The sequence below is a fragment of the Nocardia terpenica genome, from assembly GCF_013186535.1.
GTDB classification, from domain to species: Bacteria; Actinomycetota; Actinomycetes; order Mycobacteriales; family Mycobacteriaceae; genus Nocardia; species Nocardia terpenica.
On record NZ_JABMCZ010000001.1, the window covers coordinates 896928 to 914277 of the forward strand.

At 71.1% G+C, this 17350-nt stretch carries 16 protein-coding genes; 11 read left to right on the forward strand and 5 right to left on the reverse strand.

Features of this window, described 5'->3' with window-relative positions:
* Positions 1-59 precede the first annotated feature (59 nt).
* Positions 60-767 (forward strand): 3-oxoacyl-ACP reductase FabG, encoded by a 708-nt coding sequence (fabG, locus tag HPY32_RS04005; RefSeq protein WP_067585733.1) that lies wholly within the window; start codon positions 60-62, stop codon positions 765-767.
* 1 nt (position 768) lies between these two features.
* The gene (inhA, locus tag HPY32_RS04010; protein WP_067583460.1) at positions 769-1566 is read left to right on the forward strand and encodes an NADH-dependent enoyl-ACP reductase InhA; all 798 of its coding nucleotides are present in this window, start codon (positions 769-771) and stop codon (positions 1564-1566) included.
* A gap of 53 nt (positions 1567-1619) precedes the next feature.
* Here inhA and HPY32_RS04015 read toward each other — a convergent pair whose 3' ends face one another.
* From HPY32_RS04015 to HPY32_RS04035, 5 genes are all read right to left on the reverse strand, one after another.
* Positions 1620-2804: an acyl-CoA dehydrogenase family protein gene (locus tag HPY32_RS04015; protein WP_067583463.1), complete on the reverse strand. Its 1185-nt coding sequence runs from the start codon at positions 2802-2804 to the stop codon at positions 1620-1622.
* Positions 2805-2854: 50 nt separating this feature from the next.
* Positions 2855-4507 carry an NAD(P)/FAD-dependent oxidoreductase gene (locus HPY32_RS04020; RefSeq protein ID WP_067583467.1) on the reverse strand — a complete coding sequence of 551 codons (1653 nt, stop codon included), beginning with the start codon at positions 4505-4507 and terminating at the stop codon, positions 2855-2857.
* A gap of 35 nt (positions 4508-4542) precedes the next feature.
* Positions 4543-5586, reverse strand: coding sequence for an acyltransferase domain-containing protein (locus HPY32_RS04025; protein ID WP_067583470.1), 1044 nt, complete (start codon positions 5584-5586; stop codon positions 4543-4545).
* Between the two features lie 21 nt (positions 5587-5607).
* Positions 5608-6195: a flavin reductase family protein gene (locus HPY32_RS04030; protein ID WP_067585736.1), complete on the reverse strand. Its 588-nt coding sequence runs from the start codon at positions 6193-6195 to the stop codon at positions 5608-5610.
* A gap of 88 nt (positions 6196-6283) precedes the next feature.
* The gene (locus HPY32_RS04035; RefSeq protein ID WP_067583473.1) at positions 6284-6931 is read right to left on the reverse strand and encodes a methyltransferase domain-containing protein; all 648 of its coding nucleotides are present in this window, start codon (positions 6929-6931) and stop codon (positions 6284-6286) included.
* A 185-nt stretch (positions 6932-7116) separates the two neighbouring features.
* On the opposite strand from HPY32_RS04035, the gene HPY32_RS04040 reads away from it, so the two are divergent.
* The 9 genes from HPY32_RS04040 (at position 7117) to HPY32_RS04080 (ending at position 17347) form a co-directional block, all read left to right on the forward strand.
* Positions 7117-8757: a GMC family oxidoreductase gene (locus HPY32_RS04040; RefSeq protein WP_067585738.1), complete on the forward strand. Its 1641-nt coding sequence runs from the start codon at positions 7117-7119 to the stop codon at positions 8755-8757.
* Positions 8758-8803: 46 nt separating this feature from the next.
* A complete protein-coding gene (locus HPY32_RS04045; RefSeq protein WP_082870978.1) occupies positions 8804-9337 on the forward strand; it encodes an RNA polymerase sigma factor in 534 nt (177 codons plus the stop codon).
* Positions 9334-10611 (forward strand): NAD(P)/FAD-dependent oxidoreductase, encoded by a 1278-nt coding sequence (locus HPY32_RS04050; protein ID WP_082870979.1) that lies wholly within the window; start codon positions 9334-9336, stop codon positions 10609-10611. The genes HPY32_RS04045 and HPY32_RS04050 overlap by 4 nt, the downstream gene beginning before the upstream one ends.
* A 64-nt stretch (positions 10612-10675) precedes the next feature.
* Positions 10676-12436: an NAD(P)/FAD-dependent oxidoreductase gene (locus HPY32_RS04055; protein ID WP_067583479.1), complete on the forward strand. Its 1761-nt coding sequence runs from the start codon at positions 10676-10678 to the stop codon at positions 12434-12436.
* 293 nt (positions 12437-12729) lie between these two features.
* Positions 12730-13755 carry a ParB/RepB/Spo0J family partition protein gene (locus HPY32_RS04060; RefSeq protein ID WP_082870980.1) on the forward strand — a complete coding sequence of 342 codons (1026 nt, stop codon included), beginning with the start codon at positions 12730-12732 and terminating at the stop codon, positions 13753-13755.
* A 129-nt stretch (positions 13756-13884) separates the two neighbouring features.
* Positions 13885-14157: an acyl carrier protein gene (locus HPY32_RS04065; RefSeq protein WP_067583482.1), complete on the forward strand. Its 273-nt coding sequence runs from the start codon at positions 13885-13887 to the stop codon at positions 14155-14157.
* 37 nt (positions 14158-14194) lie between these two features.
* Positions 14195-15484: a beta-ketoacyl-[acyl-carrier-protein] synthase family protein gene (locus HPY32_RS04070; RefSeq protein WP_067583485.1), complete on the forward strand. Its 1290-nt coding sequence runs from the start codon at positions 14195-14197 to the stop codon at positions 15482-15484.
* Between the two features lies 1 nt (position 15485).
* On the forward strand, positions 15486-15989 hold the full coding sequence (locus HPY32_RS04075) for an ester cyclase (protein WP_067583487.1): 504 nt from the start codon (positions 15486-15488) through the stop codon (positions 15987-15989).
* Positions 15986-17347 carry a cation:proton antiporter gene (locus HPY32_RS04080; RefSeq protein WP_067583491.1) on the forward strand — a complete coding sequence of 454 codons (1362 nt, stop codon included), beginning with the start codon at positions 15986-15988 and terminating at the stop codon, positions 17345-17347. Before HPY32_RS04075 ends, HPY32_RS04080 begins: the two co-directional genes overlap by 4 nt.
* The last annotated feature ends 3 nt before the right edge of the window (positions 17348-17350 follow it).

Consider the following 17350-nt stretch of genomic DNA (forward strand, 5'->3'; position numbering starts at 1 on the left):
TAATTGTGCCGATTGTCGGCGGCGGGGTCCACTCGTACATTCGAGCCGTGTCGAATTCCATGCAGTCCAGATCGGTTCTGGTAACCGGTGGCAATCGCGGTATCGGGGCGGCGATCGGCCGGCGGCTCGCCGCCGACGGGCATCGGGTCGCCGTCACCCATCGTGGCACGGGCGTGCCCGATGACCTGTTCGGAGTGAAATGTGATGTGACCGACCCGGATTCGGTGGATCTGGCGTTCACCGAGGCGGAGCGGCGGCACGGCCCGGTGGAGGTGGTGATCGCCAACGCCGGGGCCACCGAGGACACCCTGCTGATGCGCATGAGCGAGGACCAGTTCGCCCGGGTGCTCGACGCCAATCTCACCGGCGCCTTCCGGGTGGCCCGCCGGGCCACCATGGGCATGCTCCGGGCGCGGTGGGGGCGGCTGGTGTTTCTCGGATCCGTTGTCGGCCTGGGCGGTTCGGCGGGGCAGGTCAATTACGCCACCGCCAAGGCGGGCCTGGTGGGCCTGGCCCGCTCCATCGCCCGGGAGCTGGGTTCGCGCTCGGTCACCGCCAATGTGATCGCGCCCGGATTCATCGAGACCGATATGACCGCCGCGCTCGGCGACAAGGTGCGCGACCAGGTGCTGGCCGCCATTCCCGCACGGCGGGTGGGGCGTCCGGACGATGTCGCCGCGCTGGTCAGTTTCCTCGCCTCCGACGAGGCGCAGTACATCAACGGCGCCGTCATCCCCGTCGATGGCGGCCTGGGCATGGGACATTGAAATGAGTGGCCTGCTGGAGAATAAAACCATCCTCGTCACGGGCATCATCACCGATGCCTCGATCGCCTTTCATGTGGCCCGCGTCGCCCAGCAGCAGGGCGCGCGGGTGCTGATCACCGGGTACGGCCGGGTGGGGCTGGTGAATCTGATCGCGCGGCGGCTGCCGGAGCCGGTGCCGCCCGCGATCGAGCTGGACGTGCGCGACCCCGGGCAGCTGGCGACGCTGGCCGAGCGGGTGCGCGAGCTGGCGCCGCAGGGGCTGGACGGGGTGGTGCATTCGATCGCCTTCGCGCCGCCGAGCTGTCTGGGCAATCCGTTCCTGGCCGCCCCGTGGTCGGATGTCGCGGTGGCGCTGGAGGTTTCGGCGTACTCGTATGCGGCGCTGGTACAGGCGCTGCTGCCGGTGCTGAACCCGAACGGGTCGGTGGTCGGCATGGACTTCGACCCGCGCACCGCCGTGTCGTTCTACAACTGGATGGGCGTGGCCAAGAACGCGCTGGAGGCGGTGAACCGCTACGTCGCGCGGGAGGTGGGCGGCAAGGGCATTCGCTCGAATCTGGTGGCGGCGGGGCCGATCAAGACGCTGGCGGCCAAGGCGATCGCCGGGACGGCCATGGGCGCGGGCGCCCAGCTCGACGAGCTGAACGAGGCGTGGAACCGGCGGGCGCCGCTGGGCTGGGACGTCGAGGACCCGACCGCGGTGGCCAAGTCGGTGTGCGCGGTGCTGTCGGACTGGTTGCCCGCCACCACCGCCTCGGTGCTCTACGTCGACGGTGGGGCCGGGCACATCAGCGCATGAAAAGCGTTCTGCGCAAGCAGAATACGCCACTACTGCGCGCGCGGCGCACGTCGTCACTGCGCGCGCAGGATGTCGGCCATGCGCTGGCGCAGCACGATCGGTGTCCCGGCCGCGCTCAGCCAGCCCGCGCAGTCGCGCCACAGCTTCTCGATGCCGCCGCCGCGCACCAGACCGGCGCCGCCCCACAGCTCCAGCGCGCGCCGGGCGGCGGCGATACTCCGTTCGGCGGCAACGAGTTTGGGCAGCACCGTGAATTGCAGATCGGGCATCGGGTCGTGGTCGGCGTTCCAGGCCGCCCGCCACAGATAGGTGCGGGTGAGCTCGATGTCGGTGTACATGTCGGCCAGATACGCACCGACGGACTGATGTTCGATGATCGGCCGCCCGCCCTGCACGCGGGTGCGGGCGCGGGTGAGCGTGCGGTCGAAGCACTCCCGCATGACGCCCAGCGCGCAGGCCGCGGTGTAGCAGTTGCTCGCCTGCACCGGCCGGGTCAGCTGGGCGTAGACGCCGTTGACCGGTCCGAGAATGTTCTCCTGCGGCACGAAGACGTCGTCGTAACCGATTTCGCCGTTGTTGGCCAGCCGCTGGCCCAGCATGTCGTGCACCACACCGAAACTCACGCCCGGCGTCTCGGCCGGGACCGCGAAGCAGGTGGCGCTCGTGACGAGCGGGCCGGACGGGTCGGTCCGCGCGATGCACAGCAGCACATCGGCCCGATTGGCGTTGAACACCAGGCATTTACGGCCGTTGATCCGATAGCCGCCGTACACCGGTCGGGCGCTGGTGGCGACGCCCGCGCCCGGCGCGTTGTAGGGCAGCACATTGTCCGAACCGGCCTCCGGCTCGGTGATCGACATGGCCAGCAGGCCACGCGGATTGGCCGCCAGGCGGCCCAGCAGCTCGTCGCGCTGCTCGGGAGTGCCCAGCTGCTGGATGATTTCGATCGAGCGCCAGTGCTGCCCGAAGACGGCCGCCGCCCCGGCATCGGCGGCGGCCAGCTCTTCGAGGATGGTGATATTGGTGAGATGGTCGGTGCCGTGCCCGCCGTGCCGCACCGGCGCCGGGGCCTGCCGGATGCCGCAGGCGTCGGCCTTCTCGACGATCTCCCACGACCAGCCGTCCTCCGGGCGCGGCTGGGCATCCAGGGTGGCGGCCATCGGCCGGATCGCCTCGTCGGCGAAGCGCCGGGCGATCTCACGCCACTCGCGGGCACCGTCGGGCAATCGGAAATCCATGGCTCTCCTCGTCTCCGCGATCGCAAGGGTGGAACCGAAAGGACCGATCGTCAGGCGAGATGCGGATCGGGGCGGCGAGCGTGCCAGCGGGTGAACGTCTTCGGGTTCAGGAACATGTCGCGGCAGTCGGGATTGGTGAGCGCCCAGCGGAATCCGGAGCGCGCGACCGCCAGGTTGGCCTCGGTCAGCTCCAGCTGGATGTGATGCCCGGAGCGTTCCAGGCCCTCGCGCGTCATCCGGATCGGGAACTTGTATTCGTCTGCGACGGTGAGGATTCGGTGCGCGGTCTCGCCCGCGGCGGCCTCGCCCGCGCGGAACCGGTCGAGCAGGTCACCGGCGCGGGTGAAGAACGCGCGGTAGTCGGGGTCCTCGAAGTCGGAGAACACCGGATCGGCGACCTCGCCGGACAGATACCGCGGATCGCGGGTGGTGGTGTAGGCGGCCAGCGCGGTCATGAGCCGGAACTCGGTGGGCACGGTCGCCAGCGCCCACACCCGCAGCCACGCGTTCCACAGATCGAAATCGGCGGTGGCGGTGAAGGCCCCGGCGACGAGCCGGTCGTTGAAGCCGAGCACCCGCCCGTGCATGGCCTCCAGATGCTCGAAACGCTCGTCGGCGAAGTCGTCCTCGCGCAGCGCCTCCAGCAGCGGATCCACCAGTGCCGCGGTCACTTCCAGGGTGTTGATCAGGCCGCGGGAGAACAGCGGGTCCAGCGCGCCGGAGGCGTGCGACATCATCGACCACCGGTGGCCGACCGATCGGCTGCTCGAGTACTGCAGGCGGCCGGTGTTGACCCACGGCCGCACCGTCTTGGCGCGTGCGAATTGCGGTGCGACACTGGGGAATCGATCCAGGAACTGCTGGAACTCGACCTCGGCGGGCACGTTCTCCGGCTTCGGGTACACCCGCGGATCGACGGTCAGGCCGATGCTGACCAGGGGGTTGGTGGTGCCCTCCCGGTTGTCGAACGGGATCACCCACAGCCAGCCGCCCTCGAACACGTGATGCAGCGTGCTCTGGTTCCACGGCACCGACATGGGGGAGTCGGGGTCGAAGACGCCGACGTCGACCATGTGGGTGAACATCGAGCGGGAGTGGTGCGCGAAGCGCGGCGGATTCTCGCGCAGGCCGTACTTCTCGGCCACCACGCTCCGGAAACCGGAGCCGTCCACCAGGTATCGGGCGCGCACCGTGGTCTCGCCGCCCGCGTGCTGGGTGTGCAGGGTGACCCCGGAGTCGTCGATCTCGATGTCGCGCACCCGGGTCTGCTGCCGCAGCACCGCGCCGTAGCGCACCGCCTGATACGACAGCCACGCGTCGACGTCCTGGCGGAACAGGTGGTTCTCGTCCTTGGAGCTGGTGCCGATCGCGAAACTGTCCCGGGGATCGTAGATCTGGCCCGCGCGGTGGTAGGCGAAGCCGAAGCTGCGCTTGATCCCGGAGGTGGAGGCCACCTCGCGGTGGATCCGCTCCGGGTAGGCGATGGTCTCGAGTTCGGGCACGTCGTAGCGCTCGGCGAGCATGCAGCTCAGCAGCGAGGTGTGCGGGATGGTGGATTCGCCGACCGCGAACCGCGGGTGGACACCGCCCTCGATCATCAGCACGCGCACGCCGTGCCGCGCCAGGATCATGCCCAGCACGGCGCCGCTCATGCCCGACCCGATGATCGCGACGTCGAAGGTGGTCTCAGTGTCTCGGATCATCGCCAGAACTCCTCGTATGAAAATCGTTGGGGTACTTAAGATCCCGCCCTGATCGGCGATTGTCGAGGCGCGTCGTTGCACACGTCGGCGGGCTCGGCCGCCCGCGCCAGCGCCGCGGTGAACGTCCGGCAGTCGTCGTCGCCGGGGGCCGCGCTGCGCAGCCACAGATGACCGGGGTCGGGCGCGCAGCGCTGGCCGAACTTCAACAGCGTGTGCGAGGGCCCGATCTCCACGAACCGGAGTGGGCCGCGGGCGGCGGCGGTGCGCACGGCGGCGGCGAAGTCGACCGGCTCCAGGCAGTGCCGGACCCAGTGCTGCGGGCGCGACAGCTCGGCCGCGTCCGGTTGGCCGCCGTCCAGCGCGGAGATCAGCGCGCAGCGCGGCTCGGTGAATCGCAACTCGGCGATGATCGCGCCGAGCGCGTGCGCGGCCGGGGCCATGAGCGGGGAGTGGAAGGCGTGCGACACCTTCAGCCGGGTGCTGGGCATCTTCCGCTCCCGCAGCGCGGCGGCCGCGGTGGTCACCGCGTCGGGCGAACCGGAGAGCACGCACCGGTCCGGGGCGTTGATCGCGGCGAAGGACAGCACGGCGGCGAGCTCGAGCTCCTCGACCACCGGCCGCACCCGATCCACGCCCGCCGCCACCGCCAGCATCGCGCCGGGCTCCTCGAGCTCCTGCATGAGCCGTCCGCGCGCGGCGACCAGCCGCACCGCGTCGGGCAGCGACAGGCATTCGGCCACCGCGGCGGCCGCGATCTCGCCGATGCTGTGGCCGAGCACGGCATCGGGCCGCACCCCGTGCGCGATCCACAGCCCCGCCAGGGCGTATTCGAAGGCGAACAGGGCGGGCTGCTGGTAGGCGGTCCGCGCCAGCAGGGTTTCCGCGTCGTGCTCGGCGCCGTCGTCGGTGCGCACCCGGTCGCGCAGCATCAGATCGGCGACCGAGAGGTCCAGGTGCGCCCGGAACAACCGGTCGCAGTCCGCGAGCCGGTCCCGGAATTCGGGGTGCCGTTCGCGCAGCGGCAGCGCCATCCGCGGGTACTGTGAGCCCTGGCCGGTGAACAGGAATGCGGTCCGCACGGTGTACCCCTTTGTGCCGGTTCAGAATTCGCCGATCCAGTCGGCCTCGGTGTCGGTGCCGTCGAGGAAGTCGACGGGGCGCAGGACGCGCATGTAGTCCCGGCGCCAGTAGCCCAGCGGGAAGCGCCGGGGATCGGCGTCCCCGGCCAGCACCCGGCCCAGCACGATGACGTGATCACCGGCCTCGACGATGTCGTGCACCGCGCACTCGGCGTGCGCGAGCGCGGCATCGATCAGCGGCAGGCCGGTGTGCGCCGCGCCCCGCCACGCCACGCTCGCGAACTTGTCCGGCGCGGGTTTGGCGAAAAGGTCGGAGATGGCGTGACTTTCGACGTCGAGCAGCGAGACCACGAAGGCGCCGCGGGCGCGGATGGCGTCCAGGGTGCTGCTCGGGGTCTTGACGCAGAACAGCAGCAGCGGCGGCTCGAGCGAGACGCTGCAGACCGCCGAGCAGGTCAGCCCGCACGGCGCGCCCGCCGCGTCGGCCGAGCCGATGATGCAGACGCCGCTGAGCAGCGAGCCCATCACGCGCCGGAACTGCTCGGGCTCGATGCCCGCGGTCTGCTCGGGAGTGGCTGCGGGGCATGCGGTTACGTCGGTTCCGGCCATCTCGTCCTCCATTCTCGTCGTCAGTGAACACCGAGGTCGGCGGGTGTGTCGACGGGTGCGATTGCGCGCCGGGGCGTGCAAGTGCGGACTATCCGCTGTTGCACGGCCGCGCGCACAGCACGTGGAACTCGTGCGCGCCGTGCCCGGCGCGGTGGTGGGTGGTGACGCGCAGGCCCGCCGCCCGCACCGCGTCGACGATCGTGGCGACCGGCCGCAGCCGGAATCCGTATGCGGTGAACGGCAACTCCGTCATCGCGACCGGATCGCCGAACACCAGCACCAGCCGCCCGTGCGGGCGCAGCACGCGCGCCCACTCCAGGCACGCCGGTTCGGGATCGTCGAGGAAGTAGAGCGTGTGCACGGTGAGCGCGGCATCGAGGCTGGCGTCGGGGAACGGCAGCCGCAGGATCGTGGCGCCGTGCAGGGCGAGCGTGCCCGCGGTCAGTGCCGGGCGGAAGCGGCGGGCCGCCAGGGTGAGCATGGCAACCGATCGCTCCACGCCGTGCACCAGCCCGGCCGGGCCGACCCCGGCCAGCAGCCGGGCGAGCCCGAGCCCGCCGCCGAAGCCCAGGTCGGCGACCACCTCACCCGGGCGGGGCCGCAGGGCGGTGACGCCCTCGACGATGGCGCGCCGGTTACCTCGATCCAGGCCCGGACCGAGCAGCGGCCCGGCCGGACCGTGCGGTTCCCGGAGTTGGGCGGCCAGCGCGGCGGCCACCGGTGCGGGAAGTGTCATGGCAACTCTCCTTGCGAACGAGACGGGATTACGCCGGGATTACGCGCGGCGAGCCCCGATGCCCGCACACTCGGTTCATGCGTGACACATTCGGCCACCCGCGAAGGATTTGGAGACTTCAGGTGTTCACCGATCCCGCGTACCATCCCGGATGGTCGTTTCCCACCTACACCGGGGGTACGAAAATGGCTGTCCCTCAACCGGATAAGCATTACTCGCACATCATCGTCGGCGCCGGATCCGCCGGATGCGTACTGGCCGGACGGCTGTCGGAGGACCCGAACGCATCGGTCCTGCTGGTGGAGGCCGGTCCGTCGGATCGGCACCCGCAGATCCAGGTCCCGGCGGCCTTCACCCGGACCTGGCACACCCGCTTCGATTGGGCGTATCACACTGTGCCGCAACATCTTTGCGCCGACAGGGAAATGTACTGGCCGCGCGGTCGGGTGCTCGGCGGCAGTTCCTCGATCAACGCGATGGTCTACATCCGCGGCAGCGCCGACGATTTCGACGGCTGGGCCCGCGACGGCAACGCGGGCTGGTCCTACCGCGACGTGCTGCCGTACTTCCGGCGCAGCGAGGACAACAGCCGCGGCGCCGACGAGTGGCACGGCGTCGGGGGACCGCTCGGGGTCTGCGATCCGCGGTCCCCGCACCCGTGGTCGGAGGCATTCGTGGCCGCGGGCGCGGCGGCCGGGCTGGGCCGCAACCCGGATTTCAACGGTGCCACCCAGCGGGGCTTCGGGGTGTACCAGGTGACGCAGCGCGACGGCGCCCGCTGCTCCACGGCGCGCGCGTACCTGGCCCCCGCCCGCGGCCGCGGCAATCTCGACGTGCTGACGGACGCGCTGGTGACCCGGCTGCTGTTCGACGGAACCCGGTGCGTCGGAATCGAATTCGTCCGGCAACGACGTGGCGTCGCGGACCGCAGCGTCACCTACAGCTGTTACGGCGACGAGGTGATCGTCAGCGGCGGCACGGTGAACTCGCCGCAACTGCTGATGCTCTCGGGCATCGGGCCCGCCGATCATCTGCGCGAACTGGGGATCGCGGTGCGGCAGGATCTGCCCGTCGGCATCGGTCTACAGGACCATCCGATGGTGCAGGTCGGTTTCCGCTCCCGCAGCGGCGGCAGCCTGCTGGGCGCGGAGAGCCCGCGGCAGGCACTGAACTACTTCCTGCGCCGCCGCGGCCCCTGGACATCGAATGTGAGCGAGGCGGCGGGCTTCGTCCGCACCGACGAGACCGACGCGCCGCCCGACATCCAGTTCAACTTCCAGCCCGCGCTCATCGCCGGGCACGAGCAGCCGACCGAGCACGGCCTGAGCATCGGCGTGGTGCTCATCGATGTCGCGTCCACCGGCCGAATCCGGTTGCGCAGCACCGACCCCGCCGAGCCGCCGCTGATCGATCCGAACTACTACGCCGAGCCGTCGGACCTGCGCTCGGCGGTGCGCGGCGTGCGGATCGCGCGCCGGGTGGCGCAGTGCGTCCCGCTGGCGGGCATCCTCGCCCGGGAGGACTGGGTGGGCGCGGACGCGCGGACCGACGACGAGATCGGCCGGGCCGTGGCGCGGTCGGCGGAGACGCTGTTCCATCCCACCTCGACCTGCCGCATGGGCGTCGGCGCGGACGCGGTCGTCGACCCCGAACTCCGGGTGCGCGGCATCGAGGGGCTGCGGGTGGTGGACGCCTCGGTCATGCCGCGGGTGCCGCGCGGCAACACCAATGCGCCCACGATCATGATCGCGGAGCGGGCCGTGGATCTCATCCGGGCGAGCGGGGGGCACCGCCACCGGCAACACCAGGTGTCACCCGCCGACTGACACCGGTTCCGCATTCGACCCTTCGGTACTCGCGGTGGTGGCGTTTATGCGAAAGACAGTGACCGACGATCCGGGCCGCGCCCGGGAGCGAGACGGTAGCCGGGAGCGATGGCATCTGGTGTATGCCCACCGCACCCGGCTGGTGGAACTGGCCCGGCGGCGATTGCCCTCGGCGGCCGACGCCGAAGACTGTGTGCACGAGGCGTTTCTGCGGGCGGTGGGGCATCCACGGCTCGACCCCGACCGGGCGGGCGGCTTTCTCACCGTCACCGTGCTGCGGCTGTGCGTGGACTTCCATCGGCGCGCGCAGCGCACCGACCGGCTGCTGTATCGGCTGCGCGATCCGGGATACGCCCCGGCGCCGGAGCAGATCGTGCTGGCGCACAGCGCGGCGCTGGCGATGCTGGAGGCGGTGACGCGGCTGCCGCATCGGCAGCGGCAGGTGGTGTGCGAGCGCCTCGGCGGCTCGTCCACCGCGGAGGCCGCCGGTCGGTTGGGCGTGAGCGTGAAATCGGCGGAGTCCGCGCTGACTCGGGCGCGCGCCCGGCTGGCCCGCGAACAGGCGATGGCGGCGCTATGACAAGCGAATTCGTGACGCCCTGGCGGGCCTGCCCCGCGGCACCCCGACCCGCATTGCGCGGCGAACGCCGCTGTGCCACCGCCATCGTCGGTGGCGGCCTGGCCGGGCTGTCGGTCGCGGTGGCGCTGGCCGAACTCGACCCCGGGCACGAGACGGTGCTGCTGGAGGCCGGGCGGATCGGGGCGGGCGCGAGCGGCCGGGGCACCGGGCTGGTGGGCCCGCGGGTCGGGCCGCCGCTGCGCCGGGTGCGCCGCCGCCACGGCGACGAGGTGGCGCGCGCGGCATACCTGGCCTCGGTGCGGGCGGTGCAGCGGGTCGCCGAGCGGATCGACCGGTACGACATCGATTGCGCCGCAACGAGAGGCGACCAGCTGCTGGTGGGCGCCGGCGCGACGGCGACCGAGCTGGCCGCCGACACCCGGTGCGCGCTCGACCTGGACCTGCCGGTGCGCGAGGTCGCGGCGCAGACGCTGCCGCCGGGATACGACTACGGCGTCCGGCACGGCCCGGCGCTCACCGTGGATCCGCTGGCGCTCACCACCGGGCTGGCGGCGGTGGCCGAGCGCGGCGGCGCGGTCGTGTACGAGCACAGCCCGATGCGGGCGGTGCGGTCCGGCCCGCCGATCCGGCTCGAGACGCCGGAGGGGGCGGTGACCGCCGATCGAGTCGTGTTCGCGCTGAATGCCTTCGCCGGTGCTCACGGGCTGCTCGGGGTGCGGGTGCAGGCCGCGGCCACCGCGCCGCTGCCCGACTCCGCGCTGGCCGGTCTGCCGTGGTTGCGGTCCGGCCCGATCCTCGAATTCGGCACGCTGGCACCGTATTTCCGGCTCACCCCGGATCGCCGGATCGTGCTCGGCGGGGGCGCGGTGCGACGCGGCGTGCGCGGGGACCGGCCGCTGGATCGCCGGGCGCTCGAGGCCGCGCTGCGGCGGCTCGGGTCCGGCGCGCCGATCGCGCTCAGCCACGCCTGGTCGGGGCCGATCGCCATGACCCGCGACGACTGGCCGGTGGTCGGCCCCGTGGCCGCGGACGACGCGATGCTGATCGCCGGGGGCTGGTGCGGGCACGGGCTGGCGCTGACCGCCGCCGCGGGAGCGTGGCTGGCGGAGCGCATCGTGCACGGAGAACCGGTGGCGGGCACCACCGCTGGGCTGCCGTGGGAACGCGGCGCGGGGCCCGCCCTGCCGACCGGGTCCGTCCCCGAGCGGGTGCTGGACCGCTATCTGGCCCGCGTCTCGGCCCGGGCTTACCCGCCGGGCGCCGCGATCGGGTGAGGGTCGGCGAGGTGTTCGAGCGTAAGAGAAATGAACGCTGTCACAAGGGGTCAGGAGAGAGCGCATGCAGCCGGAAGACAAACAGACCTATGACGTTGCGATCGTCGGCGGGGGAGTAGGTGGCTCCGCGCTGGCGGCGATCCTCGCCCGCCACGGGGTGCGTGTGCTGATCGTCGAGGGCGGCGGGCATCCGCGCTTCGCGATCGGCGAGTCGACGGTCCCCGAGACCACCATCGGGCTGCGGGTGCTGGCTCGCCGCTACGACGTTCCCGAGATCGCCAACCTCGCCAACAACACCGACCTGCGCCACCACGTCAGCAGCGCGTGCGGGGTGAAGCGCAACTTCAGCTTCGCCTACCACCGGGAGGGCGAACCCTTCCGCGCCCGCGAGTGCACCCAGTACCCGACCTGGGGTCCGCCGCTGGGCCCGGACTCGCACTTCTTCCGGCAGGACGTGGACGCCTACCTGTACTCGGTCGCCCTGTCCTACGGCGCGACCGGGCGCACCCACACGCCCATCACCGGCGTCGAATTCGATTCCGCCGGAGCCGAACTGCACACCGGCTCCGGCGAGACCTACCGCGCCGCGTTCGTCGTCGACGCGGGCGGGATGCGCAGCGTGCTGGCCGACGTGCTGGACCTGCGCATCGACCCGCCGTATCGCACCCGCTCGCGCGCGATCTACAGCCACTTCGTCGGCGTGCAGCCCTTCGACCGGGTGATCCCGCCGCGCCGCGAGCACGGCATGCCGAGCCCGCTCGGGCAGGGCACCCTGCACCACCTGTTCGAGGGCGGCTGGATGTGGGTGATCCCGTTCGACAACCACGTCGAATCCACCAATCCGCTGTGCAGCGTGGGCATCAACCTCGACATCGACCGCTACCCGCGGCCCGACGATATGACCGCGGAGCAGGAGTTCTGGTCGCACGTCGAGCGATTCCCCACCATCGCACGGCAATTGGCGCACGCGAAGGCCGTGCGCCCCTACATCGCGAGCACCCGCAGCCAGTTCGCCTCCCGCCAGGTGGTCGGGCCGCGCTGGTGCATGCTGCCGCACGCGTCGGACTTCATCGATCCGCTGTTCTCGAGCGGGCTGGCGGTGACGGTGATGGCGCTCAACGCGCTCGCGCACCGGCTCATCGACGCCGTGCGCGCCGACGACTACGCGGTGGAGCGGTTCGACTACCTACAGACCTGGACCAAGCGCATGTTCGACTACTACGACGCGCTGGTGTTCAACTCCTACACCGCCTTCGACGATTTCGAGCTGTGGAACGCCTGGAACCGGGTGTGGACCATCGGCACCCTGTACGGCGCGACCTCGCAGATCCAGACGCTGCTGTCCTATGAGCGGCGGCAGCGGCCGGAGGCGTTCGAGGCGCTGGAGCGCGCCCCCTACCGGGGACTGCAGGCCATCGACAATCCGCAGTTCGCCGAGCTTTTCGACACCGCGTGCGCGGCGATGGCCGACTACCGCGCGGGGGACATCAAATCCGACGAGGCGTGCGGGCGCATCTACGACGCGCTCGGCCGCAGCGGCCTGGTGCCGCGGGTGTGGGGCACCCTCGACCCGGCCGACCGGTGTCCGGCGGGCACGTTCACGCTGCCGCCGATGCACTTCATCCACCTGTGGGGCAAGCATTTCAGCCCGGCGCACGTGCGCGGCTCGTATTTCACCCAGGGCGTCGGCACCGTGGTGCGCGACGCGGCCGGGTTCTATGCCAAACAGGTCGGTCGCAATGTGACTGCGCTGCACCAGTCCATGCGCGATATGTGGATCAATTGGAATCAGGATTGGCAGAAGGTAGGGGGACCGCGACGGTGAACAACAACTGATTGTCGTGAGGTCGACGGGTCGGCGGCCCGCGTGGCTGCCGATATCTCGTCGTGGGCAGGGAATTATCGAATAACGTATCGGGGTGGTTCCTTTTCCGCACACCGCACGGATCGAATAATGCTCGGGGGCTCGTAGTGGTGCGCGGGCGAGTATCCGGGGAGCCACTCCGAAATCATTGAACGATCCGACGACTCGCAAGGGCGCGGGCGATGGCTCGGCTGCGGCCGGATGTCCATCGATCTCGGATATTTCATTCGGTCGTACTCGCGAGAGGTTTCGACATGGTCGCCGAATGCGAACAATTGGACACATCCCAGGACATCGGTCAGCGGCGGTCGGCGGACCGCTCGGCGGTCACCCACCTGCATGCCGTCGACGGCGCGCGGGCGGTGGAGAAGGTGCCGATCGCGGAGTTGGTCGGCGCGGACTCGCCACGCTCGGGCGGCGCGGACGAGGCGCACGTGCTGCGGCTGATCGAGGCCGGTGATCAGCTACCGCCGATCATCGTGCACCGGCCGACGATGCGGGTCATCGACGGCGTGCATCGGGTCCGCGCCGCCGTGCACGAGGGCCGCACGGAGATCGATGCGATCTTCTTCGAGGGCTCCCGCGAATCGGCGTTCGTGCTGGCCGTGCAGACCAATATCCGGCACGGCCTGCCGCTGTCGCTGAGCGACCGCCGGGCCGCCGCGGTGCGCATCATCGGGGCCCATCCGGCCTGGTCGGACCGGATGATCGCGAAGATCGCGGGCCTGTCCGCCCGGACCGTGCGCGGCGTGCGCACGTGTGCAACCGCGGAGTCGGAGCAGTTGCACGGCCGGGTGGGCGCCGACGGCCGCTACCGCCCGCTCGCCTCCGCGACCAGCCGCCAGCTGGCGGCCGAGATGCTGACCGCGCATCCGGAGGCATCGCTGCGGCAGGTCGCCAAGGCGGTCGGCATCTCCCCGGGGACCGTGCGCGACGTGCGAGATCGGTTGCGCCGCGGGGAGGATCCGGTGCTGCCGCGCCGCACGGCCGGGCGGCCCGCGCCCCGCCGCGAGGCCGTGCCGCCGACGGAGGAACCGCCGCCGGTGGACGTCCCGCAGATGCTGCAGACCCTGGGCAAGGACCCGTCGCTGCGGCTCAACGAGGAGGGCCGCAAGCTGCTGCGCTGGCTGCATCTGCACGCGGTGGATCTGGAGGACTGCGCCCAGGTCATCGCGTCGGCGCCCGATCACTGCGTCGGCGTGATGGCCGAGCTGGCCCGCGGTTGCGCGGACAGCTGGGCGCGTATCTCCGCGGAACTGGCCGATCGTGTACCCGACTGAGGTAATTCCATCCGATAAATGCACGCATTGCCCCGGACACGCCGTCCGGGCAACACTGATCACATTCGGCGCCATAATCGCTCGAGCACCGATTCGCGCCGAAGACATTGCTCTCGTAGGGAGGCCGGAATGATTGAGAAAATTCGCGAGTCGGTAATCACGGCGCTGCGCGAGATGAATTACGACACCTCCGAGGTGACCGGCGCGACGATCCTCGGGCCGGAGGGTCTGGATCTGGAATCGCTGGCCGTCGCCGAGCTCGCCGTCCGGTTGCAGGACGAATACGGCGTCCGATTCCAGGACGAGGAAATGGGCGAACTGGCCGGGGCCACGCTCGATCAATTCGCCGCGATCGTGAGCGAGCGCATCTCCGCCGCGCCGGCCGGCGCGGATTCGGTGTAGACGGCGCGAACGACGCGACAGTGAGGGGAGTGGATCAATGACACAGCATTCGGTCCCGCGCGCGGTCGTCACCGGCATCGGCCTGGTGACCCCGATCGGCCGCGCGATCGACGAGTTCTTCTCGGTCCTGTGCGAACCGGGCTCCGGACTGGTGCGGCCACCACGGGGACATATCGGTGAGGGTCTGGTCGATGCCGCCGGGATCGCGCCGGTCATCGATCCGTTCTCGGTGGTGCCGCGCACCGACGCCGGTGTGGCCGACCGGTTTTCGGTGATGGCGGTGGCCGCCGCCGACGACGCGCTGGCGGACGCGGGGGTGAAGATCGGCGAGGACGTCGATCCGAACCGCGTGGCCGTGATCGTGTCCACCGGCGCGGGCGGCATGGAAACCTTCGAACAGCAGGCCCTCGTGCAGCATGCGCGGGGGACGGGCGCGGTCAGCCCGTATTTGTTCGCCGGGTTCCTGCCGAACATGGCCGCGGCCCGCATCGCCATCAAGTACGGGATCCGCGGGCCCAGCGCCACCATCTCCACCGCCTGCGCGGCCAGCGCGCACGCGATCGCGGAGGCGCTGCGGCTGATTCGCGGCGGCGACGCCGACGTCGTGGTCTGCGGCGGCACCGAGGCGTCGCTGGGACCGACCGGCCTGGCCGGGTTCCGCAACGCGCGGGCCCTGTCGTCGGGCTGGGACGATCCGACCCAGGCGAGCCGCCCGTTCGATCGGCACCGCAACGGTTTCGTGCTCGGCGAGGGCGGCGGCGTCCTGGTCGTCGAGCGCGCCGACCTCACCGACGCGCGCGGTGGCTCCGGCTACGCCGATCTCATCGGCTGGGGCGCCACCACCGACGCCTACCACCTGGTGATGCCGCGGCCGGACGGGTCCAGCGCGGCGCAGAGCATGCGCGTCGCGCTGCGCAACGCGGACGTGTCCACCGATCGGGTGGGCTATCTGAACGCGCACGGCACCGGCACCCGCATCGGGGACCTGTCCGAGGTCAAGGCCATCCGCGAGGTGTTCGGCGACGACCAGCCGAAGGTGAGCTCCACCAAGGGCGTCACCGGTCATCTGCTGGGCGGCGCGGGCGCGATCGAGGCCGCGGCGACGGTGCTGGCGATGTCGCGCGGGCAGCTGCCGCCCACCAAGAACCTCGACGACCCGGACCCCAAATGCGAGCTCGACCACGTGCGCGGCACCGCGCTGGCCACGAAGGTGGATGTGGCGCTGTCGAATTCGTTCGCCTTCGGCGGGCACAACGTGAGCCTGGTGTTCGCGCAGCCGTCCACCCGCCGCCGCCGGGGCAGCGGCGAGGCCGACGGGGAGGCGTGAGATGACCGAGGCCACCCAGCGGCCGTACTTCGACCTGCTGCCCTCGTTCGACGCGCTGCGCCGCCGCGACCTCGGCGACGCGCCCTGGTGGGACGACGACTCGGTCTACGATCTGGGCTCGCGCGGAGTTCGGCGCGGCCGCACCGAGATTCGCGGCTACTTCGACGAGATGCTGTGCGCCTTCCCGGATTTCGACATCGAAATCCGCCGCGTGGTCACCGAGGGTTCGTCCCGGGCGGTGCAGTGGGAGGCGGTCGGCACCTTCACCGGCGGCCCCTTCCAGGGCGTGTCGCCCACCGGGACCCGGGTCACCTTCCACGGGCTGGACCTGATCGAGTTCGACGGGCCGGTGATCCGATCCTGCTGGGAGTACAGCGATCCGCTGTCGTTCGCCCGGCAGGTCGGCCTGGTGCCCGCGGACAATTCGGCCGCCGACGCGATGCTGCGCGGGGCGTTCAATGTTCGCACCCGGCTCGGCGGCGTGCTGCGGAGGCCGGGTCGATGAGTGCCCCGGTCCTGGCCATCGCGGCGCCGATTCCGCCGATCCCGGGTCATCAGCTGCTGGTGCTGCTGGTGCAGTTGGCGGTGTTGCTGGCGGCCGCGCGGGCGCTGGGCGCGCTGGCCGCCCGCGTCGGAATGCCCGCGGTGGTGGGCGAACTCACCGCCGGGGTGCTGCTCGGCCCGTCGGTGCTCTCGCACCTGATCCCCTCGGTGAGCCGGTGGCTGTTCCCGGCTCAGGCCGAGCAGCTGCATCTGCTCGACGGGATCGGCCAGCTCGGCGTGCTGCTGCTGGTCGGTCTCGCCGGGATGCAGCTGGACATGGGGCATGTGCGGCGCAATGCGGGCAAGGCGGCGAAGGTGAGCCTCGGCGGGCTGCTGATCCCGCTGGCCCTGGGTGTCGGTGTCGGCCTGCTGATTCCGGTTCCGCTGCGGCCCGCCGACACCGGGCGGCCGCTGTTCGCGATGTTCCTGGGCGTCGCCATCTGTGTCACGGCCATCCCGGTGATCGCCAAGACGCTGATGGAGCTGAAGCTCACCCACCGCGATATCGGCCAGCTGATCCTGACCGCCGGTGTCATCGACGACGCGGCCGGATGGCTGCTGCTGTCGATGGTGTCGGCCATGGCGACCAGCGGGCTGCGCGGCGCCACCATCGCGAGCTCGCTCGGCTGGCTGGCGCTGGTGCTCGTGTTCGCGGCGTTCGTCGGCCGCCCGCTGGTGCGCACGGTGATGCGGCGGGCGGAGGCCACCGGCGATTCGACCATCGCGGTCGGTACCGCGGTGATGCTGCTGCTGCTCGCCGGGGCGGGCACCCAGGCGATGAACTTCGAGGCGATTCTGGGCTCGTTCTTCTGCGGCATCCTGATCGGTTCCTGCGGCGTGGATCTGGGGCGGCTGGCCCCGCTGAACACGCTCGTGATGTCGGTGCTGGCGCCGATCTTCTTCGCCTCGGTCGGCCTGCGCATGGACCTGAGCGCGCTGACCCACTGGCCGGTGTTGCTGGCGGCGCTGGGCATTCTCGCCGTCGCCATCGTCGGCAAGTTCCTCGGCGCGGCGCTGGGCGGGTGGGGCAGCGGGCTGAGCCGGACCGAGTGCGTGGCGCTGGGCGCGGGCATGAACGCGCGCGGCGTCATCCAGGTGATCATCGCGCTGGTCGGGCTGCGGCTGGGTGTGCTGGGCACCGAGGCGTACACGGTGCTGATCCTGGTGGCGATCGTGACCTCGGTGATGGCCGCGCCCATCCTGCGCCGAGCGATGGCCGGATCGGCGGTGACCGAGGCGGAGACACACCGGCACCAGCGGCTGGTGGCGCTCACCCAGCACACCGTCGCGGACCCCCGCGCCGAACTCGAGGCCAGCTGAGGA